This window comes from Streptomyces sp. R41 (genome assembly GCF_041053055.1).
Taxonomy (GTDB): Bacteria; Actinomycetota; Actinomycetes; order Streptomycetales; family Streptomycetaceae; genus Streptomyces.
Map to the genome: position 1 here is coordinate 9,542,616 of NZ_CP163443.1, position 22,404 is coordinate 9,565,019.

The 22,404-nt window shown below is 66.5% G+C and carries 20 protein-coding genes and 1 pseudogene; 12 read left to right on the forward strand and 9 right to left on the reverse strand.

The window, feature by feature from the left end; all coding sequences use genetic code 11:
- Positions 1 to 3 precede the first annotated feature (3 nt).
- The 4 genes from AB5J53_RS43330 to AB5J53_RS43345 form a co-directional block, all read right to left on the reverse strand.
- Positions 4 to 930 carry a radical SAM protein gene (locus AB5J53_RS43330; RefSeq protein WP_369251062.1) on the reverse strand — a complete coding sequence of 309 codons (927 nt, stop codon included), beginning with the start codon at positions 928 to 930 and terminating at the stop codon, positions 4 to 6.
- Positions 906 to 2,207 (reverse strand): radical SAM protein, encoded by a 1,302-nt coding sequence (locus tag AB5J53_RS43335; protein ID WP_369251063.1) that lies wholly within the window; start codon positions 2,205 to 2,207, stop codon positions 906 to 908. Before AB5J53_RS43335 ends, AB5J53_RS43330 begins: the two co-directional genes overlap by 25 nt.
- A gap of 5 nt (positions 2,208 to 2,212) precedes the next feature.
- Positions 2,213 to 2,569, reverse strand: a complete 357-nt coding sequence (locus AB5J53_RS43340; RefSeq protein WP_369251064.1) for a hypothetical protein — start codon at positions 2,567 to 2,569, stop codon at positions 2,213 to 2,215.
- 349 nt (positions 2,570 to 2,918) lie between these two features.
- Positions 2,919 to 3,383, reverse strand: coding sequence for a helix-turn-helix domain-containing protein (locus AB5J53_RS43345; protein WP_369251065.1), 465 nt, complete (start codon positions 3,381 to 3,383; stop codon positions 2,919 to 2,921).
- Between the two features lie 247 nt (positions 3,384 to 3,630).
- On the opposite strand from AB5J53_RS43345, the gene AB5J53_RS43350 reads away from it, so the two are divergent.
- The gene (locus AB5J53_RS43350; protein ID WP_369251066.1) at positions 3,631 to 5,091 is read left to right on the forward strand and encodes a carph-isopro domain-containing protein; all 1,461 of its coding nucleotides are present in this window, start codon (positions 3,631 to 3,633) and stop codon (positions 5,089 to 5,091) included.
- Complete coding sequence (locus AB5J53_RS43355; RefSeq protein WP_369251067.1) at positions 5,088 to 6,050, forward strand: FAD-dependent oxidoreductase; 963 nt, start codon at positions 5,088 to 5,090, stop codon at positions 6,048 to 6,050. Before AB5J53_RS43350 ends, AB5J53_RS43355 begins: the two co-directional genes overlap by 4 nt.
- Positions 6,051 to 6,080: 30 nt before the next feature.
- Here the strand turns inward: AB5J53_RS43355 and AB5J53_RS43360 are convergent, their stop codons facing one another.
- The 4 genes from AB5J53_RS43360 to AB5J53_RS43375 all read right to left on the reverse strand — a co-directional run bounded on the left by AB5J53_RS43360 (position 6,081) and on the right by AB5J53_RS43375 (position 10,778).
- Positions 6,081 to 6,956 carry a phosphotransferase gene (locus AB5J53_RS43360; protein ID WP_369251068.1) on the reverse strand — a complete coding sequence of 292 codons (876 nt, stop codon included), beginning with the start codon at positions 6,954 to 6,956 and terminating at the stop codon, positions 6,081 to 6,083.
- Positions 6,953 to 8,428 carry a helix-turn-helix domain-containing protein gene (locus tag AB5J53_RS43365; protein ID WP_369251069.1) on the reverse strand — a complete coding sequence of 492 codons (1,476 nt, stop codon included), beginning with the start codon at positions 8,426 to 8,428 and terminating at the stop codon, positions 6,953 to 6,955. Before AB5J53_RS43365 ends, AB5J53_RS43360 begins: the two co-directional genes overlap by 4 nt.
- Positions 8,429 to 8,532: 104 nt before the next feature.
- Positions 8,533 to 9,261, reverse strand: coding sequence for an HAD family hydrolase (locus AB5J53_RS43370; protein ID WP_369251070.1), 729 nt, complete (start codon positions 9,259 to 9,261; stop codon positions 8,533 to 8,535).
- On the reverse strand, positions 9,258 to 10,778 hold the full coding sequence (locus AB5J53_RS43375) for a helix-turn-helix domain-containing protein (protein WP_369251071.1): 1,521 nt from the start codon (positions 10,776 to 10,778) through the stop codon (positions 9,258 to 9,260). Before AB5J53_RS43375 ends, AB5J53_RS43370 begins: the two co-directional genes overlap by 4 nt.
- 346 nt (positions 10,779 to 11,124) lie before the next feature.
- On the opposite strand from AB5J53_RS43375, the gene AB5J53_RS43380 reads away from it, so the two are divergent.
- The 10 genes from AB5J53_RS43380 to AB5J53_RS43425 all read left to right on the forward strand — a co-directional run bounded on the left by AB5J53_RS43380 (position 11,125) and on the right by AB5J53_RS43425 (position 22,017).
- Positions 11,125 to 11,319: a hypothetical protein gene (locus AB5J53_RS43380; protein ID WP_369251072.1), complete on the forward strand. Its 195-nt coding sequence runs from the start codon at positions 11,125 to 11,127 to the stop codon at positions 11,317 to 11,319.
- A 211-nt stretch (positions 11,320 to 11,530) separates the two neighbouring features.
- Positions 11,531 to 12,532 (forward strand): hypothetical protein, encoded by a 1,002-nt coding sequence (locus tag AB5J53_RS43385; RefSeq protein ID WP_369251073.1) that lies wholly within the window; start codon positions 11,531 to 11,533, stop codon positions 12,530 to 12,532.
- Positions 12,533 to 12,616: 84 nt separating this feature from the next.
- Positions 12,617 to 14,152, forward strand: coding sequence for an amino acid permease (locus AB5J53_RS43390; protein WP_369251074.1), 1,536 nt, complete (start codon positions 12,617 to 12,619; stop codon positions 14,150 to 14,152).
- The gene (locus AB5J53_RS43395; RefSeq protein WP_369251075.1) at positions 14,152 to 15,576 is read left to right on the forward strand and encodes a glutamine synthetase family protein; all 1,425 of its coding nucleotides are present in this window, start codon (positions 14,152 to 14,154) and stop codon (positions 15,574 to 15,576) included. Before AB5J53_RS43390 ends, AB5J53_RS43395 begins: the two co-directional genes overlap by 1 nt.
- Before the next feature lie 29 nt (positions 15,577 to 15,605).
- Entirely contained in the window at positions 15,606 to 16,103 is a 498-nt protein-coding gene (locus AB5J53_RS43400; RefSeq protein ID WP_369251076.1) for a helix-turn-helix transcriptional regulator, read from the forward strand.
- Between the two features lie 131 nt (positions 16,104 to 16,234).
- On the forward strand, positions 16,235 to 17,119 hold the full coding sequence (locus AB5J53_RS43405; protein WP_369251077.1) for an aminoglycoside phosphotransferase family protein: 885 nt from the start codon (positions 16,235 to 16,237) through the stop codon (positions 17,117 to 17,119).
- Positions 17,116 to 18,774 (forward strand): methyltransferase, encoded by a 1,659-nt coding sequence (locus tag AB5J53_RS43410; protein ID WP_369251078.1) that lies wholly within the window; start codon positions 17,116 to 17,118, stop codon positions 18,772 to 18,774. The genes AB5J53_RS43405 and AB5J53_RS43410 overlap by 4 nt, the downstream gene beginning before the upstream one ends.
- An 82-nt stretch (positions 18,775 to 18,856) precedes the next feature.
- Positions 18,857 to 19,294 (forward strand): NUDIX domain-containing protein, encoded by a 438-nt coding sequence (locus AB5J53_RS43415; RefSeq protein ID WP_369251079.1) that lies wholly within the window; start codon positions 18,857 to 18,859, stop codon positions 19,292 to 19,294.
- The gene (locus AB5J53_RS43420) at positions 19,294 to 21,264 is read left to right on the forward strand and encodes an ABC transporter ATP-binding protein (protein WP_369251080.1); all 1,971 of its coding nucleotides are present in this window, start codon (positions 19,294 to 19,296) and stop codon (positions 21,262 to 21,264) included. The genes AB5J53_RS43415 and AB5J53_RS43420 overlap by 1 nt, the downstream gene beginning before the upstream one ends.
- Positions 21,265 to 21,366: 102 nt before the next feature.
- Positions 21,367 to 22,017 (forward strand): Scr1 family TA system antitoxin-like transcriptional regulator, encoded by a 651-nt coding sequence (locus AB5J53_RS43425; RefSeq protein WP_369252839.1) that lies wholly within the window; start codon positions 21,367 to 21,369, stop codon positions 22,015 to 22,017.
- Between the two features lie 62 nt (positions 22,018 to 22,079).
- On the opposite strand, the pseudogene AB5J53_RS43430 reads toward AB5J53_RS43425, so the two are convergent.
- Positions 22,080 to 22,308: pseudogene (locus AB5J53_RS43430) on the reverse strand (transposase family protein); the annotation flags it as partial.
- Positions 22,309 to 22,404: the final 96 nt, after the last annotated feature.

A 22,404-nucleotide genomic window follows, 5' to 3' on the forward strand; every position in this document is an offset into this window, starting at 1 on the left:
CACTCACGGGGTGTCGTCGGCGCGGCAGATGGCCGCGCACTCTGGGGTGGTCCGGTCCTGCGGTTCGGCGTGGAGAAAGCGACCGATCTCTGCGCGAGGCGCGCGGACGCTCACCCCGGTCTTGCCGTAGGGGCAGCGGCGGATCTCGCCGCTGGCGGACACGTACAGGACCGCAGACGCACAGAAGGGCCGTTGCTCGGGGTACAGGTGCATGGCTCGCAGCGCGGTGAGGTGCTCCTGGAACCGCGGGGTGAGCTGGAAGTAGCGGCCGAGAAGGTCAGCGTCCTCCCTCTGCTGGGCAAGGTAGCCGTAGAAGGTGGAGCCGGCACGCTGGCGTGCCATGTCGTCGAGTGCCACGGGACTGAGCTGGATCTGAACTCCTGACTTATCGACGCACTCGTAGATGTCGTGGCACTCCTGGGCTGTGAGCTTCCAGTACGTGAGGTGGAGAACTCTCTCTGCCGTGGGGACCTGTTCGAGTGTCGCGATCGCCGACGCCACGGAACGGCTGGTGCGCCCGAGTTCCATGGCACCGGCCGAGTCGGCGGACACGGTGACATTCGCGAGCAGTCTCGCAACGTCGACCAACTGGTCGACGTCGTCCGGGTCTCGGGCCGAAGTGACGATCGACACGGGAATCCCGAACTGGTGGGAGAGTCGTACGAGCTGGCGGAGTTCGGGGTGGTGCACGGGTTCGCCGCCGGTCAGGCAGCTCTCTTCGACGCCGTTCTCCTTCAGCCGGGACAGTGCCCGGGTGTAGGTGGGGATGTCGAGGAAGCCGTGGGCCCGGTCGGCTCGGAAGCAGAATCCGCAGGCGATCTTGCAGTGGCCGGCGGTGCTGATGAGTGCGGAGCGGAACCGCTGCCGGGTTAGCGCGGGCGGGTGCTCGGGCTGGGTGACGGTGTTCACTGCACCCCCGTGCTGTCCCATACGGCGATCTCCACGGTGCTCGTGTAGAAGTCGCACATCTGCGGGTCCGGCCGGTCCCCGCGGACGAGGAGTTGTTCGTTGCGTGAGGGCCCCCCGCAGATCGCGAGGGCCGGGCACTGGCCGCATTCGGGGATGGGGGCGACGTTCTTGGCGATGCCGCCCAGCAGGTTCGGGTCCGCTCGCAACTCGTCGAGTGTGTGAAGGAAGGTGGGTGCGGTGAAGTTGATGTCGCAGAGGCTGACCCGGTTGCCGGGTAACAGGGCGACGTTCAGGGTCCGGTCGCTCTGGATGTGGTCGAAGAGCATGGGGCGGCGCCGGTCGAGGGCCTGGAATGCCCGGTCGAGGACGGAGAACATCATCCCGCCGCGCCCGAGGGCGACGAGGCGTGCTTGGTACAGCTCCTTGGCCAGCTCCCTGCCCTTGACCGTCCAGCGTCCGCTGGTGGGTATCGGGGTGTTGGCGTAGATGAACTTCAACCCGAGGTCGTCGATGATCCAGGTGACGGTTTCGGCCAGGCGGCCGATGTTCGCGGGTGTGGGGGTGAGGTTGCATCCCACGTGGATGCCGCCTGCGTCGAGGAGCCTGCGGACGTTGCGCCGGATCCGGTCGTCGGCCGCCTGCCCGCCCAGGAGCCGGCGGTTCTCGGAGTTGATGGCGGGCGGTCCGTCGATGGAGATTCCGACGCCGTACTCGTAGCGGGCGAAGTGGTCGATCATGGCGTCGGTGATGCGGGCCCCGTTGGTGACGACCGTTCGGCGGACCCGCTTGACGTCGTACTGCGCGGCGAGGGAGTCCGCGAGGGCGTCTCCGTACTGCATCAGGTCGAACCGGGTCGTCGGTTCGCCGCCGAACCACTGGATGGCCACCTCGTCGCGACCGGCGTTCGTCTCGAAGAGGTAGGTCAGGCCGTCGGCGATTTCCTGCTCGGTCATGTCCGGCTTGCCGGTATTGGTGTCGACGAAGCAGTAGCTGCACTTCATGTTGCAGGCGTCGGTGAGGACGACGCGAAGGCCGCTGATCCGTACGGGGACGGGATCCAGGCCGAGTTGGTGGAGTCGGTCACGGAGTGCTTCACGCTGATCGGCGCGGGGGCTGTCAGGCGTGAAGCCGAGCTCGGCGAGAGCTTTGTGGGTCGCGGTCGGGGGAACCGCGGAGAGGTCAGTGACCTCCCCGCGGTCGAGGTACACACTGTCCAGCGTGACCGGGTCGAGGAGGGCGCCCTCGCCGTCCCGGACGTACTGGATGTACTTCCCCCACAGGAGCTGTGAGGTGACCACCTGTGTTACGCGGCTTCCTCTTCGAGGATGCCGCGCTCGGCCATGACCTTGCGAACGAGTTCCTCGCCGGCGGCCTGCAGCTGTGCTGAGGCCTCCGGCGAGCCTCCGTCGGCAAGGACGATCACGCCGGGGAGGGTCGGGTTCGGGGCGATGACCGTGATGCCGGCGGGCTCGGTGCTGACCACCAAAATGGCGTTCTCGACCGAGACCCAGTCCGCCTGGTCCTTCACCGCTTCCAGGATCTCGGCCTGCTTGGCCTGGAAGGCCTCACGCTCACCCATCCAGACTCCGGCCTTCTGCTTGGAGTCGACGACGTCGGCGTAGAGCAGGTGATCATTCTTGGCGCGACGAGGAGTCGGCATGCTCTCTCTCCCTTCGATTGCTCTGTTTCTGACGACGAGCGATGGTGCTGGGTGCACAGCCCTGCAGGGCTGTGCGGCGAGTAGCTTTCCGCACAATGTGGATCGGGAACATTCCACGAGTGATATCACCGCAGCAATATTGATTCAGCGGCCGAATCCCCCGGAACTCGGAAGGTGTTGTGGATGCATGGCATGTAACGCCGTTCACGCAGCAGCAGAGTTCAGCGACAACTCACGCTCCGGCTCCATAGCACGCTTTTTGGGATTTCGCATATCACGGCCGTGATATTTCTCCTGCGTTCCAGCATCATCCGCCGGCGGAAACAGGGAGCAGGTGCCATTGCGTCTGCTAGATTCGGCCGGTGCTGAGTCCCGGTGATTCGGTTCCGGGTGAAGTTACGCGAGTCGAAGTGCGAAGCATCGGCCCGGTGAGCACCATTGGTACGCCCATGCCATCCAGGAGTGCGACGATCCTGTCGATGTTGGTGAGCCTGCGCTGGCCCGATTCCAGCATCGACAGGTAGGGCTGGCTGAGTCCGGTCAGCAGCGCCAGGTCGTCTTGGCGCATCGACGTCAACTCGCGGACACGGAGGCATAACGCCCCAAAGTCGCGTTCGACCAGAGCTCCCTGCGCTTCGCGATCACCCCAGACATCCGGAGGAATCGCCGGTTTGGCCGCCTCTGGCAGCGCGGCGTTGCGGCTGCATGCGAAGCAGCGACGACCGTCGTTGTATCGGTTCAGGCGGCATCCGCACCCGGTGCAGCGGCGAGTGGAACTAGGAGGTCGTGTGTCAGTGGTTTGTCCGACCAGCACGGACGCTCACTCCTTGCGGCGGGGTGCCCCGCTCCACGCGAGGGCTCGGATCCGGTGTCACGGCCTGTACTTGACGCTGAAGCCACGTTCGTAGCGCGAAGCACTAGAACATCGGATATGCGAGGACGCAGGGCAGGCCATCAGGCGGTCAACTCGGTCAACTTCCGGACGTGTTGCTCGGGAGGGCCGGAACCTGGGAATGCCTGAGCAGGAGCACGTTGTACGGCAACGGCGAGAGGAGGATGGGGTGCCAAAGGCGGACAGCAGGCACAACGAGGTGCTGTCGGAGTGCCTGGACGAACTCGGGTGGAGCCCCAAAGCTCTCGCGCGAAAGCTGAACCGCGTGTTCGGAGCAGGGACAGTCGCCCAGTCCGCGCCCTACTACTGGCGCGATTCCGCAGGTGTACCGCGCTCCCCTCTGCCTGCGATGACGGCCTACGTTCTGTCGCAGGAGTTGGGCCGCCAGGTTTCCGTGGAACACCTGTGGCAGGGCAAGGTCCTCGATGCTCCCCTGCTACTGGCCGCAGACGCGAACCTGGAACGCACGTGGACCGTCAAAGGGCTTGATCAGATCGTGGAGGACTGGGTGCTTGGCGGGCTTGTCGACCGCCGCCGCTTCCTGGCCATCTCGGGGGCAGGACTGCTCGCGGCTATCTCGCACTACCTGAACGGAACAGCAGGACGCGGCACCTTCACGCCGAGGATCACGGACGACGAGTCACCCGATCCTCTCGTTGCCCAGGTCGAGCAGAACCTGCCCTTACTGCAAGTCCTCGACGACGCAAACGGGGGCGCGCGGCACCTCCCGTACGTCGGAGCCCAGTTCCGGGCTGTCGGTCTGCTGCTGCACGAGGGCGGTCTCTCCGAGAATGCGACCGTCCGGCTGATCCGTGCCTTCGCTGAGATCGGGCAACTCGCTGGCTGGATGGCCTTCGACTCCGCCGACCATGGGCTCGCTCAACGGTATTTCGTCACAGCTCTAAGAGCGGCACACCAGGTCAACGACCGACAATTGTGCGCGCACATCCTGGCCGACATGTCCTTTCAAGCAGCCAGCCGACGCCACCCTTCGGACACGGTCACCCTAGGCGAAGCCGCTCGGCGAGCGAGTGTTGGCGGAACCGCGAGCGTACAGGCGTCGGTGCTCTCCCGACTCGCGCACGGATACGCGGCTGCCGGGCGAACAACAGACTTTGAACGGACCAGCGGTCTCGCCCGCGAACTGATCGAGACGCGAACTGGTAACGAGATTGAACCGCGGTGGATGTACTTCCTCACGCCCAACCACTTGGAGTGCCAGACCGGCTACTCGATGATCAACCTGGGGCGCTCAGCCTTTGGCGAGGGAAACCGCTCGACTGGTCGTGGTCTTGTGCGGCGTGGTGAGGCTCTCCTCGGGACAGGGGCGCACATGGTCAGTAAAGGGGATCCGAGCCAACGGAGGGCCTTGTTCGAAGGCGCCTGGCTCGCCCTGGGCTACAGCACCTCAGGGGAGCTGGAACGCTCGTGTGAGATCGCGAGGACCGCCGTCGCGCGCCTGGAGACGGTCCGCTCACCGCGCAGTACGGAACTCCTTCAGCAGTTGGCCGTGGAGTTGCGTCGGCGCCAGCGGAGTCCCCATGTCAAGACGTTCCTGCCCGAGTTGGAGGAAGGCCTTCGGATATATGCCGGAACAGGGCCTGGTCGGGCAGATACGGTCGGGGCATGACAGCAGAGCGGACGATCGTCATCATCGGTGCGGGCGTTTCCGGCCTCACGACAGGAGTCGCCCTCCTCGAAGCGGGGCTTCCCGTACGCCTCGTGGCGGAGGAAGCTCCTGGTCTGACGTCACTGGCGGCCGGCGCGATGTGGGGGCCGTATCTGGTCGAGCCACGTGCGCGCGTGCGCGCGTGGAGTCTCGCCTCTCTGCGCGCCTTCGAGGCTCTGGCAGCCGATCCCGCGACCGGGGTAAGCATGGTCAGCGGGATCGAGGCAGCCCGGACCCTGGTACCGGCGCCCGACTGGAGCAGCCTGCTACCCGACTTCCGCATCTGCGCGCCGGAGGAGCTGCCCGCGGGTTTCGCCAGCGGCTACCGGTTCACCGTGCCGCTTATCGACATGCCCGTCTACCTGGAGTACCTGCTGGGCCGCTTCCATAAGGCGGGCGGAGTTGTCCAGCGCAGGACGGTCCGTTCGTTGGGTGAGGTCGAAGGCGCATCCGTGATCGTCAACTGCGCCGGCCTGGGGGGCGGAGATCTCGCCGGGGATCCTGGTGTCCGGCCGATCCGCGGTCAGCATGTTGTGGTGGAAAACCCGGGCATCACAGAGTTCTTCTCCGAAGACACGGGACTGTCCTCCGATCTCCTGTGCATCTACCCGCACGGCGAAACGGTCGTGCTTGGCGGCACCGCGATCGACGGTGAAGGAGGTCTTCAGGAGGATCCCGAGACGGCCCGAGCCATTGTGGACCGGTGTGCTGAGATCGTGCCTGAGCTGGCGAAGGCGCCCGTGATCGCCCACCGAGTGGGAGCTCGGCCGACCCGTTCCGAAGTACGGGTCGAGGCGGAGCGCCACGAGAACGGGGCCACGGTGTTCCATAACTACGGCCACGGCGGTAGTGGTGTCACTCTGTCGTGGGGCTGCGCGGGCGAGATCGCCGAGTCGGTGTCTACAACGGCGGCGCCGTGAGTGGAGGCCGGGTGTCTTTCGGGGGGTATGTCAGGCAGGGTTCCATTGGGCTTGGTCGTCGCGGTATCTGAGTGTCTCGATGCGATGGGACAACTGCTGGGCGGCGGCGCCATCTCCGCGATCTGCACGTCGAATGTAGGAGCCGAGGGTGTGGAAGTCTCGGATTTCGCAGAGAACACGGAGTCCAGGCCACTGCCTGATGTCGTATCCATACTGATGGCTGAATTCGTCAAGTTCTTCGGCGCTACGCCCGAAACGAACCCCTTGGAAGGTATTAGCCAGGTCGATCTCGCGAGGGCCAAGAGCTGCTTCGTCCCAGTCGCCGAGGCGGACGTCCTGTTGGGCCCAGAGCGTGTTTCCTGGATATGCGTCGCCATGGATATGGCCCTGGCCCAGTGGGAAGTCAAGGAGTCCGTACGCGTCCAAGAGTTCTTCTCTCCGCGCTGTCAACCATGCTCGCTGGTCCGGCTCCAGGTAGGTGCTGGACTCCACGATGTCCTTGAGTGAGGCGAGCGGTTGATACTGCGGGAGGGACAGAGGGGGCGACGGCAGGAGGTGGAGAGCACGGAGCAGCGCGCCCAGCCGTCCTGCGGGTGGTGCACCGCCCTCCGGTTGCGGGTAGTGCCGCCAGAACGTCACGACATATGGCTCGTATGCCACCGGTTGCAGGACGCTCACGGGTTCTGTCGCCGGGAAGTCGTTCGCGACGAGCCAGCGGGTCAGAGACACAGCGGTCTCGAGCCGTTGCTGCTGGGAGGCGGGGCTGACGCGTACGACCATGCCTTCGCCGGGGAGCAGGAACACGGAGGTGGCGTGCTGGTGGAGATGGGTAAGGGATCGGTCTGGCAGGCCAGACGCCCGGCAGGCCATGCGGGCGGCGGACTCGGGTGAGACCGTCATGGTCATGTGGTGAGGGCCTTCGTTCGGGTGTCGATCGCCTGGTATCCGCGGGTCGCGTCCGCAAGGTCACGGGCGACTGGGCTACGGGCGAGCCGAGGTTCCTCCAGCAGCCTAGTCACTGCGTGCATGGCGTCACCGAGTTGCCGGATCCGCCGGTCCGGGGGGAGTGCCAGGATGGGCTGGAGTTGCTCGCCGGCTCCTTCGATCTCTCCTGCGGAGATACGCGCTGTCGCGATGTCCAGGCGGGCCAAGGCCTCGTCACCGTATGACCGGTGCTCCTTTGGGCCGTTCTCGTACAGTTCGATGGCCGCCGTGGCGTGTTGCTCGGCCATCTGATGTTCTCCAAGAAGGGCGAAGGCTCCGCCGATGTAGTACTCCTGCTTCGCTTCGGGAAACGTGAGGAGGCCCCCGAACCGGGTGAGCGCGTCGGGAGCCGCCTTCTGTTCTCGGGCGCGTTGGAGGTCCTCGAGCGCGGCCATGGCCGTGGTGCGGTCTCCGATGCGTGCTGCCGCCCTGGCCTCGATCGCAGCGATCCGGATTCGTGTCTCGCCGCCGGGCGAGAGCCGCATCGCCTGTCGGGTGTAGTCGAGGGCCGTCTGCCGACGAGTGGACCATTCCGCGATCAGTGCGGATGTGCCCTTGACCCAGGCCCGTAGATCGTCGTGGTCGGCTTGTTCTGCGAACGTCCAGGCTGTTTGGAGCTGCGCGATCGCGGCGTCCTCGTCGCCGAGATTCTGTGACGCGTGCGCGAGCAGGAGGCAACTTGTGCCGGTGAGGAGGAACAGTTCGCGGGTCTGGCCCAGCGGCTGTCGGCCGCTCAGCAGCGAGAAGAGGTGATCTCGTGTCGAGACGAGGTCGGTAAAGATCTTCTGAAGCGGAGCATGAACGTAGTCGCTGGCGATCTGGGTGAGGGCGGTCTCAAGGCCCTCTAGTTCGACGTTGCTCACGTTGCTCTTCGTGATCTCGTCCGTGAAGTGCAGCGATTGGGCGGCAGCCTGTGCCGCCAGCTCGTTCAGGTCATCAGCGTCGTGCGTTGCTGGCCAAGGGGCGTGACGGCCGGGCCCAGAGTACGGAGCGCGGGCAGGTGTAACGGGTGTTGCGTGTTCGCGGAAGGGCGGGGCCAGAAGGGCGTCCGGTGTTCCGATGCCCTGCAGGAACCGTTCGGCCTTGTCGAGGTTCGTTAAGCGTCGGCCGCCGGCTTCGAGCATCGACAGAAAGCTCTGGCTGAGTCCGGTCATGAACGCCATGTCGTCCTGCCGGAGTCCCGCCCGTACACGGATGAGTCGGCTTGCGAGGCCGAAGTCCCAGTCAGCAATGGCGGTTTGGATGTCGAGGTCGAGCCAGACCTCGTCTGGGATGCTGGGGCCGGGGTGGGCGTCCAGTCGCCTGTCACGGGTGCAGGCCGCGCACCGGTCTTCCAGGTTGTACTGGCTCAGTCGGCATCCGCATCCGGCGCATGCGCGAGCGTCTTTCCGCATCGCACCCCCGCTTTCTCGTCTGCGGACGCCAGCGTACGAGCGTTTGTCGTCGAGCCGGTATCACTCACGTGATACGTGCAGGTGAGAGGCGCTACGGGGTGCGGTTAGGCGCGTTCTAGGGTCACTGCTGTGATTGCGTCCAGGAGCTGCGGGACGTCTTCGAGACTTTCGAGTACGACGTCGGCTCCGGCCGACTGAAGCTCGGCGAGAGAGGTCTTGCCGGAGGCGACTGCGATGACGGGAGCGCCGCCTTCGAGGCCCGTGCGGACGTCTTCGAGGGAGTCGCCGACGATGACGGTGTTGGAGCGGGTGAAGACCGTCCCGTACTTGGCCTGGGCTCGCTTCTGTGCGACGGCGACGAGGGCTGGACGGTGATCGTTGTCGGAGGAGTATCCGCCGATCTCCGTGTCCAGGAACCCGGCGAGTTCGAACGCTTCGAGCTTCAGCAGCGCGTTGGGCTTGAGGTTTCCCGTGACGACGGTCGGAACGTAGCCCGGTTGTGCCTGCACCGTCTTGAGAGCAGCCACAGCGCCGGGCAGCAGGATGCCTTGCTCGCGCAGGTCCCTGGTGTGCGCGGCGAGGAGCTGTGGCAGGAGTTCCACCATGCGCGGCAGTAGGCGGGGGACTTCCACTTCGCGGACGCCGTTGTCCAGGAGCAGGGATCGGATCGCGAGAGGCATGGTGACCCCCGTGCCCCGGGCCGGAAGATGTTCTGCGGAGCGGCCGACGACCTCGGCGAAGGTCTCTCGGTAGACCTGCCGGTCGATGTCACCGACGTACAGCAGGGTGCGGTCGATGTCCCACAGCACGAGGGTCTGCCCGGCCTCGGTCAAGTTCGGCTCCCTTTTGCTGTCATTGCGGTGCGTCGCTCCAGTACGTCTTGAGCGTACGGGCTGTGGGCGACTGGTTGGAGTTGGTCGATCATGCTCGTGACGTGGCTGTCGAATCGAGCCGACTGAAGCTTCGCGGCAAGGTCGAGGACCTCGTGTGCTGTAGCGCACCCGGCTTCGAGATCGCCTTGCTCGACGTGGGCGGTTGCGGCACGTGAGAGGAACAGGCCCCTGGTCCGGTGGTCCGCCGGGTTGAGCGCCTCCCGGGCCATCGTGAAGCTGGCGACGGCGCTACGCGGGTCGCCTAAGTCGAGGTAGCAGCTGCCTGCCTGTCCATGGATCTCGCCCTCGTTGATCCAATACAGCCAGTGCGGATCGTGTTCAGAGCGGCCCTGTGCGCAGAGTTCGGCGGCTCTCCCGAGTGCGGCGAGGGCCGCTTGGCGTTCGCCGAGTTTGGCGTGCCCGCGGGCCTGTCGGGTCAGGAGCATCGCTTCGAGTGCGGGGGTGCCGAGTTTCTTAATCTTGTCGCGGGCTCGCTGTGCCGCGGTGACGGCGTGGTGCGGGGCTCCGGTGGAGTACCCGTGGATGGCTATGTAGGACAGGGCGCCGGCACCGAGCCGTACGTCTTGTGAGGCTTTGGCGGCGCGGAGCGCGGCGTAGAGGTAGCTGAGCGGGCGGTCGCGGTCGCCGGAGTCGAAGACGAACCACCCGGTCTGGGTGGCGGTGTCGGCGATGATCGCCGCAAGCCGTCGCCCTGTCGCCTCGTCGTACGACGTTTCCTCCAGGAGGTGCTTGAGGAACTGGAGATGACGGTTTCCGAGACTCGTGAGGGTGCCGCTGCCGTCGCTCGCGTCCATGGTCCGCAGGCTGTCGGTAGTGCGCTGGAGGCCATCGAGCAGTTCGTGGGAGAGGCGGCTTCCCCCTGCTGCGCGGTGGAGGGGTTCGGCTTCAGCGGTGTCCCATTGGTTTACAAAGACGGTGAGTGCTATGCCGCTTGCGGTGAGGAACCGTCGACGGTCCATGGCGCTACCTCCTACCGCGGTATCCAGTGCTGCCACCATACGGGCGGTGGTCCAGGGCAAGCTCGGATCGGCGTCACCGGCGAACTGGTGCTCCGGAGGCGGCTGCGTCCCTTTGATGGTGGTCCGAGGGAGGGGAAGCGGGACAAGTTCGGCAGGGACTTCAAGGCCCGTCAGGAACTGGACGATCTTGTCGATGTTGGTGAGGCGGCGGCTGCCGGACTCCAACATGGACAGAAATGCCTGGCTTAGGCCAGCGAGTTGGGCCATGTCGTCTTGCCGAAGGGCGCCGCGTAGTCGGATCAGGCGGCTGGCTCGGCCGAAGTCCCATCCCGTGAGCGCGTTGCGGATGTCTGGATCGAACCAGACATGTTCCGGCACGATGGGTGTGTGCTCTTCCAGAACCCTGGAGCGGGCGCATGCGAAGCACACGGTGTCGGTGTTGTAGTTGCTCAGTTGTCCACCGCACCGGTCGCAGCTTCGCAGCGACTGCTGATGCACGTCATGCCTCCCCGTGAGTGAGCGCGTGCAACCTCAATTACTCGCGGTAGAGCGGGAATCACACAAGTGATATCACCCCGGGAATGTGTGCGCGGCATGTTTTGCCGCCAGTGTTGGGGCGTCCCCCGGCACGGCGACGAGACGAACTGACTGAGAGCGTCATCATTCGGTCGACCTGGACCTCGTCGTCTCGCGGGAACGCCAACCTGTTGCTGATCTCTCCCAACGGAGCCCACGTTGCCCTCCGCCACACGAGCGAGGTCGGCCCGGAGCCCCCTCCTGTCCCTCCGCCGCCCGAATGATGCACCCCGCCCGTCAGGAGTGCGCTGTCACTGGACGGTGTGCGGTGGCCATTAGCATCTCCGCCGTCGTGCTCTTGGGCGTTCTCGTCTTCATCTTCGTCAGGAAGAGCGGACTGAATGCCGGGCACGCAATTGTGTGCAGTCTCTTCGGGTTCTTCCTGGCAAGCACTTCGATGGCTCCGAACATCAACCGGTTCGTTACCGGCGTTGCGGACATGATCGGTCAGATTCACTTTTAAGGCGATACACGCGATAGACGAGGCGTTTTCCCTTCGCTTCGAACAGTTCGCGCCACCCATTCTGCGGCCCATCCCCCCAATTCTCCTGAGGCCCCCTGATGACATTCACGACCAGCCTGGAAGACCCGTCGCATCGCACTGCCTACGTTCCTCAGGCGGGCAGCCCTGTTCCTGCTTCAGCGCGTCACCTTTCCCGATTCGAGGGGCGGTGATGCGTCTCGTGTATCACCCGGCAGGCCATGACGAGGAGCTACGCGTAGCCCTGGTCGAACTGGAAGCAGGGCGCTGGAGAACGGCGCGGCAACTGCTGTTGGAGACGGGCACGCACTGGACGCTGCGAACGTCACGCACTCAGTTGCTGGCAGTGGCAGCCGCCCGATCGGATGTGGTCGGTGTCTGGCTCACTGAAGAGCCCGATAACTACGACGCCCAGCTGATGGCTGTTCGTGTTGCCGTCGAGCGGGCGTTGCGTGCGCACCGCCAACAGCACTCACAAACCTTGGAGTTCGAGATGAGGGCGCGGCGCGCGGCGCTGCTGGCAGCTCGTCGCGCGCCGTACGATCCGGTGCCGTGGGTGTGTCTGGTGGCCTTGGCGCAGATCGACACACAGCAACTGCGGCGCGAACACCGCGTGATGTCCGCTGAGCCGATGCTGCCGAGCGGTCCGTGGGGGCTGCTCTACGAGGTCAATCAGCGTGATCCGTACAACCGCGAGGCCTACCATCGCGTGCTGCAGTTCATGCTCGCGCTCGACGGTCTGCGGGCTTCCTCTCTGGCCGCGGTCGTCGACTTCGGCTGGTCAGTGGCGGGGCAGCGGCCCGTCGGCTCGCCACTCCTGCTTCTGCCTGCGTACGCGCAGATCGAGCAGCGTCGGGCCCGGGTGGATCCGTTGTGGCGGCGGCAGTGGGCCGAGGACCCTGCGCTCAGCTACACGCTCAACGCGTTCCACGACTGGTTCCGGAAGGCGCCCCCTGGGCTGCGTTCGGTGGCCGATCTGAACCATCTTGCATTTGCGCTCTGGGCAGGCAACCAGTACCTGGAAGCAGCCGAGGTCTTCGAGGCGATGGGTCCGTACGCGGCGCGTGAGCCCTGGGCCTCGGTGCACGAGGGCGCCGCGGCGGCAGACCCCGGTGAGGCGCTACTCCTTCGTGCACGCGCCGAGTCCCTCTCTTTCGCCCGCAATCACTCGCCACGCGCCGGGCCGCACCCGTGATCGCTATCCATGCTCACCCAGTCTCTGGGTTGGCATGAACTCGTCCATCAGCCCGGTCATCCGCATCCCTATGGAGGTTGTTCAGTGTCCCGCTTAGCTCCAAACCACCGTGCCCCGCACCAGAAATCCGATGACGCGTACCTGCGGGAGCTGGGTTACGAGCCCGTCCTGACTCGCCGCATGGGACCGTTCGGGAACTTCGCGATCTCCTTCAGCGTCATCAGCGTCCTGTCCGGCTGCATGACCTTGTACGGCTTCGGCCTGAACACCGGCGGCCCGTCCGTGATGCTGTGGGGCTGGATTGCCGTCGGCGCCATGGTCATGTTCATCGGCGCCGGACTTGCCGAGGTAACCTCCGCCTATCCAACCTCCGGGGCGCTGTACTACCAGGCGGAGCAGCTCGGCGGCCGTAAGTGGGGCTGGTACACGGGCTGGCTGAACTTGCTCGGCCTGCTCGGCGCGATAGCCGGAATCGACTACGGAGCCGCGCTGTTCACCGGCGCCTTCCTGAACCTGCAGTTCGACTTCGCGCCGACGCCGGGCAAGATCATGGTGATCTACCTGTGCATCCTCGCCCTGCACGCCACGCTGAACCTGTTCGGAGTCCGGCTGGTCAGCTTCCTCAACTCCGTCAGCGTCTGGTGGCATCTGGGCGGAGTCGCGGTGATCGTCGGTGCACTGGCGATCGTGCCCTCCCACCACCAGGGCGCTGGCTTCGTGTTCGGCGAGTTCGTCAACAACACCGGCTGGACCAGCCCCATGTACGTGGCGGTCATCGGTCTGCTGTTGGCCCAGTACACGTTCTGCGGCTACGACGCGTCAGCGCACTTGTCGGAGGAGACGACGAACGCGCAGGTGTCCGCGGCCCGCGGCATCATCCACTCGATCGGCTGGTCGTGGCTGGCCGGGCTCGTGCTGCTGGCGGGGCTCACGTTCGCCATCCAGGACTACGCGGGCACCGTGGACAGTGCGACCGGGGTTCCGCCGGCGCAGATCTTCCTCGACGCGCTGGGGTTGGCCGGGGCGAAGGCGCTGCTGCTGGTCGTCATCATCGCCCAGCTGTTCTGTGGCAACGCCGAGACCGCCGCCGCCAGCAGGATGGTGTTCGCCTTCTCCCGTGACGGGGCACTGCCCGGCTCCCAGTTGTGGCGGCGAGTCGATCGGCGCACTGGCACTCCGCGTAACGCGGTGTGGCTGGCCATCGTCTGCGCGGGGGTCCTGGCGCTGCCGAGCATGTACAGCCCAACGGCGTACGCGGCGATTACCAGCATCAATGTCATCGGCATCACGCCCGCTTACGCGATCCCGATCTATCTGCGTATCCGGCATCGGAACAAGTTCCGGCCCGGCCCGTGGAACCTGGGCCGGTGGGGTGTGCCGGTCGGCACGATCGCTGTCATCTGGGTGGTGTTCGTGACCGTCTTGTTCTGCCTGCCGCAGTCCCGTCCCGAGGGTGGCGCGCTGTTGTCCGTCGACACGTTCAACTACGCACCGATCGCCCTGATCTCGGTGCTGGCGCTGGCCTGGATCTGGTGGCGGATCAACGGCCGGCGCTCGTACGAGGTGCCCGCCCAGACCTTCGAACGGCCGGGCAGCGCGTACGAGGACGAGGTTGTCTGATGACCGCGCCCTCCTCCAACAACGGGTCCGTTGCCCGGCTCACCACCACGCCTACGCCCGCTCCGCGCGGTCGTTCCGAAGGTCAGCTCTCTGTCACTTACCTGCGGAACCTGGTCAAGGCAGGGCGGATACAGACGGTGCTGCTGGCCCTCCCCGACCTGCAGGGGCGGCTGAAGGGGAAGTGGTACGACGCCCGGCACTTCCTCAAGCACATCGCCCACGGCGGAGCCGAGTTCTGCGCCTACGTGCTGGCCACGGACATCGACATGAGCCCGGTGTCCGGCTTCGCGCTGGCCTCGTGGGAGACCGGCTACCAGGACCTGGCCGTCAGCCCGGCCCTGTCGACGCTGCGGACGCTGCCGTGGATGGAGGGCACCGCCGTCGTGCTGGGCGATGCTGTGCACCACGACGGCACGTCGATCGCGGTCGCACCGCGCCAGATCCTCCAGGGGCAGATGACCCGGCTGGCCGCGCACGGCCTCCACGTCAAGGCAGGCCTGGAAACCGAGTTCGTGCTCTACCAGGGCACCTACGACGAGGCCGCCGAGGCGGGGTATCAGGGCCTGAGGCCGCTGGCGGCGGAGAACTTGGACTACGCCCTGGATCACTCTCCGGCAGCCGCCCGGTTCTTCCGCCGCCTTCAGCGTGCGCTCGCGGGGGCCGGCTTTCCCATGGAGGCGATCAAGACGGAGGGGGCTCCCGGGCAGGTGGAGGTCACCTTCCCCTACGGCGGCGCGCTCACCGCCTGCGACGGGCACCTGCTCTTCAAGCACGCGGTCCGCACTCTCGGCGCCCGAGCGGGTCTGGCGCCCACGTTCATGGCGGCTCCGGAAACCGGTGTGCACAACGGTCTACACCTGCACGTGTCGCTATGGAAGAACGGCATCAGCCAGTTCAAGGAGCCCGGCGGCGGACTGTCGCAGATCGCGCGCCAGGCCATCGCTGGACTCGTCCATGCCTTGCCGGAGTTGGCCCTGCTGTACGCGCCGAACGTCAACTCCTACAAGCGGTTCGTGCCCGGCTCGTTCGCGCCCACCACGATGAGCTGGGGCTACGACAACCGCACCTGCGCCGTCCGCGTTGTCGGCCATGGCGAGAGCCTGCATCTGGAGATTCGTGTACCGGGGGCGGACGCCAACCCGTACCTGGCCCTGTCGGCGGTCCTGGCGGCCATCGATCACGGCATCGAGCAGCAACTCACCCCCGGTGCGGCCGAGACCAGCAACGCCTACACCACGGGCGGCACCGCGGTGCCGCCCACGCTGCAGCAGGGGCTAGCCGCCTTCCAGCACAGCGCCATCGCGGAGAAGGCGTTCAGCGCCGACGTGGCCGAGCACTACGCCCACCTCGCCCAGTTGGAGATCGACCACCACCACCGCCTCGTCACCGATGCCGAACGGCACCGGTGGCTGGCCCGCGCCTGACCTACCCCCTGAAAGGATCTCCGGTTCCCGTGAGTGCCCGACCGGCCCGCCCGCCCGCGACGCTTCCGCTGACACCCGCACAGCTCCGGATTACCCAGAGCGTCGCGGACGGCGAGAGCACCGACGCGATTGCCACCAAGTTGTCCATCACCGTCGGCACGATCAACGTGCAGCTGAAGCACTGCGGACAGAAGCTCGGCGTGAGCGGTCGGGCCGCGGTTGTCCACGCCTGCTTCGTCACCGAGCAACTCCGGCGCCCCGAGACGGCCGCCTTCCCGGAGGCCTTCTCAGCCGCGGAGGTCAAGACGTGGCGGATGGTCGCGATCGGTGCGACGTCCCAGGAGTTCGCGGACCGGGCCTGCATCAGTCGTGACAGCGCAGTGAGGCGGGTCCGGGCGTTGCGGGCGCGCGTCGCAGCGCAGAACGACCCGCACCTGGTGACGCTCGGCTGGAGCTATCAGGTTCTCGACGAGTCGCTGTCCGAGATGGCCTCCGGGACGGTCCTTCGCGTCCCCGCCCGCAGATGACCAGCTCAGACCGCGTTGTCAGTGGCCTTTGGCAAGCTACCCACCCACACGAAGACACCGAGCGCATTCAATCCGTTACCCAAAGTGGCGTGCGGGCTGCTCGGCGAGCCGAAGGGCGCACCGTGACCGACATGCCTGGCGCACTCCACCAGCTGGTGGAGTCGGTGACCGACACGTACACCGTGGTCGCCGAACACCCCCGGCCCGGCGACATCCGGCCGTCCGTCTGGGAAGTGATAGGACCCGGCGGCGAACGGTGGTATGCCAAGCAACACGCCGGCCCGAAGCTCCATCGACGCGAGGTCGACGCATACCAGAACTGGACCGTCGCCTTGGGCGCCGACCGTACGCCCGAGCTGGTCGCAGCGGACACGCAGACGCGCACCATCCTGGTCACCGCCGTTCCCGGCCGCAGCCTCGACACACTGCGTCTGCCGGCCGAGCAGGAACGTGCGGCTTATAAGCAGGCCGGTGAGGTGCTCGCCCGGCACCACACCGCGGCAGCCGATGAGCCCACGCCGGAAGCGACGGAGGAGGCGTGGGACGAGGCAGTCGCCGAGCTGCTGGACCGCACGGCGATGTACGTGCCGGAGCACGACATCGCGATGGTGCGCACGCTCGCCAAGGAAGCTCCCCCGTGCCTTCCCCAGGTGGCGGCGCACGGCGACTACATGCCCAAGAACTGGATGTGGGAGGAGACCGAGCAGCGGCTGCGGATCATCGACTTCGAGCGGGCTGAGCTGCAGCCCGCCGTCTACCGGGACCTGAGCCGTCTGCGCTACCGGATCCTGCACCACCACCCCGACCTCAACGCTGCCTTCCACCACGGATACGGCCGTCCCCTCACCAAGGAAGAGCAGGTCGCGTGCCGGGCATACGGGGCACTGGATGCTCTGGACTCATTGGACTGGGGGATCAAGCACCGCGACATCGGCCTGGTCGACGAGGCGCACACCATGCTGGAGAACCTGCGCCTGGAGAAGGGCAAGAGCGTGTGGGGCGGGTGGCGCGCGTGAATGCCTTCGCCGGATCCTCCGCCTACTACCGGCGCTTCCGCCCGGGTATTCCAGTCGCTGTCGCCGCCCTCCTCGACCAGGCTGCGCCGACAGACACTCCGCGGCGCCTTCTGGACATCGGTACCGGCCCGGGACTCGTTGTTCAGGCGCTCTTGCCGTACTTCGATGACCTGATCGCGGTCGATGCCGAGGCAGCGATGCTCACGGAGGCCGAAGCCCTGCTCCGTCCTGCCCTCGACACCGCCCACCAGTTACAACTCCGTCACGCGCTCGCAGAGGACTTTCTGCCGCCGGAGGGATGGCAGCCGCATCTCGTCACCTGTGGCCGTGTCTTCCACTGGCTGAACCAGCCCCGTTTCCTCGACCGACTCAGCGAGTACATGGCACCCGACGGGGTGGTCGCGGTCTTCAGCGACCACAGTCTGTGGACCGCCGACAGTCCGTGGCAGCAGGCCGCCCGCGAGGTCGTCCAGGACTTCCTCGGCGAGCAACGGAGAGCCGGCGACGCCGCCTTCAGCACTCCAGGACCGCCGTACGAGGAGGTGCTCCGTGGCTTTCACCGTCCTCAGGGCACGCCGCCCCTCCGCAGACGAAGGCCAGTGATCCCTATGGACGAAGCCGAGCGGGGCGCGGCGTTGACCGCTGACGTGCTGGAGGACCGGTACGGGCTCGTCGTCGACGTCGTCGAACCGGTGCACATGGGCACGGACACGATCAACCGGCGAGTCCTGACCACTCACGGGCTCCGGCTGTTCGTCAAGCAGTACCCGTCGATGGACGACTTGGACGCGGCGGGCAACGCGTGGGACATGTCGGAATATTGCCGAGCCGCGAAGCTACCCGTTCCGCGCGTGTGGCCTGACGCCGACGACAACCTGGTCACCATCGCGGAAGGCAGCGCATGGGCCGTGGTCGACGAGGCTCCCGGCCGGGTGACCACGTCGGCCATGACGGTCACCCTCGCCGAACACATCGGCGCGGTGATGGGGCGCATGCACCGTGCGCTGGCCGCGTACCCGCTGCCGAAGCGTGTACAGCAGACCCGCTGGCGGACCGAGCCCGTCGAGGATGCTGTAGCGAAGTGCGACATGGTGATGGCCAGAGCCACGCGGCAAGGCCACGACCGTCTTGACGAATTGCGTGTCGACCTCGACCAGCGGCGTGAGGACTTGCGCACCCACGTCAACCGGCTGCGGGCACAACTGCCCGAGTCGCTGGTGGACCAGGCTCTGCACGCGGATCTCACCCGCACCAACCTGATCACCCTCGCCGATGCCGTCACCGGCATCATCGACTTCCGCTGCGCCAGGGCGATGCTGGCCTGGGAGCTGGGGAGAGCGGCGCTCGACCCGCGCACTGTCGCTACCAGCAACGAGTGGGTGGCTTGCGTCCTGGCCATGGTGGGTGCCTACCGCTCGGAGCACCCCAGCCTCCCGCTGCGGGAGGTCCGGGCGTGTGCCCGGATCACGCTGCTGTACATGCTGTTCAGCTTCTACGGCGCCACCACCGCGGAGTACGACCTGCCTCGGGAGGCGGAAGCGGATCTGAAGCGGCACTGGAGCGAGCGGCAGATCGCCATCCGCCGCCTGCTCGGCGACCTTGAGGGCCTCGAAGGCGCGCTCACCGGCCTCGGGGCGAGCGGAGGCACGTCGTGACGATCCAGCAGCTTTCAACTGCGCTGAACGAAACGTCTGATGAGCAACAGTCTCAACTGCACACGGCACACAGGGGGACGTCTTGGCGTATCAAACAGTGATCGGCCTGCACCTGGTAATCATCCGTAACCAACGTGTGCTGCTTGGCTTCCGTACGACTCCGAAGTGGGCGAACAGGATGTGGCATCTGCCCGCGGGCGACCTGGAAGAAGGCGAGTCGTTCCTCGCGGGGATGGCCCGTGAGGCAAAGGAAGAACTCGGCATCGCCATCAGCGAAGGCGATCTCGAACTGATCCACACTCTTCACCACCGCGACGCCGACGACGGCCCCGGTCGCATCCAACTCTTCTTTTACCCCCACAAGTACAAGGGGGACATCGTTAACAACGAGCCCACGAAATGCGACGAGTTGCGCTGGGTTCGCCTCGATGATCTGCCAGAGGACATCGTTCCGTACGCGGTGACCGCGCTCGACGGCATCCTGGCCGGGCGCCGCGTGTTGGTGGAGGGCTGGAGCTGATGACAACCATCCCGAAGCCCGCTGACACAACCGTACCTACCGGCGAGGCGGAGGTGTCGGATGAAGAGCTGAAGTTCGTCGTCCCCGGAGACCGCCGCATCGAGGCCGCCAACGCGATCTCCACCCGCTCGATGGCCCGGCGCCTGCCCCAACTGATCCGCCGATCCCTTGCACTGGGCTGGCAGGTCGACCGCGCCGCGGTCATTGCCTTGCTCGGCGTCCAGCTCCTGTCGGGGGTGTTGGAAGCGTTCGGGCTGATGGCTACCACCGGTGTGATCAAGCCGCTGATCTCCTCTCAGCACATCAGCAGCGACCAGCTCCGCTCCGCCGTACCGTCGCTTGTCGTCCTGTCGGTCGCCATCGGTCTGCGTGCCCTGCTGGGCATCGCCTCCACCGCGCTGTCGGCCCGGCTCGCCCCGCGTATTGCCCGGGAGGCCGAACTCAAGCTCCTCGACGCGGCGACCAAGGCGGAACTGGCCGCGTACGACAACCCCGGATACAACGACCGCTGGGATGCCGCCGACCGGGGTGTGGAGGTCTCCAGGGACCTTCTCACCCAAGCCCAGTACATCCTTGCCGCCTCGGCATCGCTGATCGCCTCGGCGTGCGTCCTGACGGCCGTGCACCCGATCCTTCTGCCGCTGCTCCTCCTGGCGGCCCTGCCGAAGGGGGTGGCCAGCGTACGGGCGGCGCGCATCAGCTACATCGCCTCGCTCGCCACTACGAAGGACCGGCGGCTACTGGGCATGCTGCGCTGGTACATGGTCGACAAGCAGACCGCTGACCAGGTCCGCTCCGGCACCATGGCACCGTTCCTGCTCGACAAGTACCGCACGGCCGGGGCGCGGATCGACGCGACGACGGACCAAGCCACCTGGCGCTCCGCCAGGATCTCCCTGGTGGGCGGGGCCGCGGGAGGTCTAGCCCACGCCGTGGTGTGGGTCGCCCTGGCGCTGCTCGTGTCCGTCGGGCAGATCTCGGTCGCCGCCCTCGGCACCGCGTTCCTCGCTCTGGGCCGCGTCAGCGCCGGGCTCGACGGGATCGTCGGCTACGGAGCCCAACTCTTCCGTACCGGCATGTACTTGGATGACTGGGCGGACTTCATCGACGAAGCCGGCGGACACCACATCGACCGCGGTCCTCGGGCGCCGGCCGCACCCACGCTCGTACGCGCCGAGAACATCACGTTCCAGTATCCGAGCGCAGACCGTCCGGCCCTGGACGACGTCTCCTTGGAGGTCCGGCACGGCGAAGTCGTTGCGCTGGTGGGCGAGAACGGCTCCGGCAAGACCACCCTCAGCAAGATCCTTTCGGCTCTGTATCTCCCCGATCAAGGAGCCGTCACCTGGGATGGCACCGACACCAGGGACCTGGACGCACACGCCACCTGGGAGCGTGTCGCCGTCGTACCGCAGTCCTACGCGAGCTGGCCTCTATCGGCGAGGGAGAACATCACCCTCGGCCAGGCCACCGAGGACGGGGACGCCGCGGTGCTCGCCGCGGCGCATGCCGCGGGCGCCGACGAGGTCATCGACGGGCTGCGCAGCGGGCTGAACACCCTGTTGGCCAAGGAATGGTGGGGTGGTCAGGAACTGTCCGGCGGGCAGTGGCAGAGGATCGCGCTCGCTCGTGCCTTCCACCGGCCGGCCGGACTGCTCGTCCTGGATGAACCGACCGCGGCCCTCGACCCACGGGCCGAGCACCGCATCTTCACCGGGCTGCGCCGCCTCGCCGCAGACCGTGCGGTCGTCCTGGTTACGCACCGGCTCACGAACGTGACCGTCGCAGACCGCATCGTTGTTCTGGACAAAGGCCGAGTCATCCAGCACGGCACCCCCGACGAGCTGCTGGCCCAGCACGACGGCTTGTTCCGCGAACTGTGGGATCTCCAAAACGAGCGCACCGGCCGCGTACCCGCCCCGGCCGACTCCGAGGAGAACGTGCCACTGAACCAGCCAGCCCTGTTCTGAACGCTTCGACACCCGCGAGAAGGCACCGGAGATGAGCAGAGACGACGTCGTGCGAGACAAGTGGCAGCCCGACCCGCCCGGCCCTGACGGACAGTGGTCGCGATGACAGCAACCGTGCGAAACGAGCAACGCCGGAACGCGGGCTTGACGAGGCCCTCGTCAGCCCTGGGCCTGCCCATCACTTGGGGAGTGCCATGGCATGGGGCACGGCGCATCCAGATTTACGCCTCCACTCTGGTTCCGGGGCCCTTGCAGATCTACGGGTACCGGGAGGCCGTTCGTTCCTATCCGCTTGCCCGGGAGTGCGGTCACGACGAAGCCGTTCTTCCGAACGGCGTACCCGTCACGTTCATGCTTGAGGAATCGGTGCTCCACCACCAGGTCGGCGGGCACGACGTGATGTGTGCCCAGATCAGCCACCTGCTGGGAGTCCTCGACCCAGCGAAGTACGACTCGGTGTCGCTGATTCCCCTGCATGCGGTCCGCAGGCCGGAGGAACTTCCCATGGAGCCCTTCGTGATCATCGACAGCCGCCAGGTCGTCCTCCCCGTCACCCCGGTGCCGGTCGTCCTTGAACACCGCGAGCAGACGTCCCGTTACACCGCCGCGTTCGCCCGTCTCCATCGACTCGCTCTCACCGGATTCTCGGCCTCTCAACACCTTTCCGGGCTTCTGAGCACACTCGCACCCACGTCCGAAGACCTGGCCAACATCAGGGAAGGAAGTGATCTCCCATGCGCAGCAACCGCGTGACGACCGCCGCGTTGCTCACCATCGCGGGCACGGGCATGGCCCACCTTGGCCTCAGCGAGCGTCATCATCACGAACGCGAGGTGGCGCGCGGTCCGCACTGCGTCGGCGAGGCTGGGCGCGATCGCGGTCTGGAGGTCGACGGCCTCGCGTATGGAGCGATAGACGGTCGCGATCCCGATGCCGAACCCAGCGGCCAGGCGCGCGTAGGTGTACCGCACCGCAGATGGGCCGGCCCAGCAGGGCCTGCCGTCCCGGCGTGAGGCGCCGTCAGCGGCAGCCGACCTCCGGCTGATGGGGCGGCCAGTTGGCGGGTGAGGTGGTGTAGGTGCGCGGTGGGCACGGATCGATCGCTGACGGATATCACGCGAAGCTCCTGGAACACGGTGG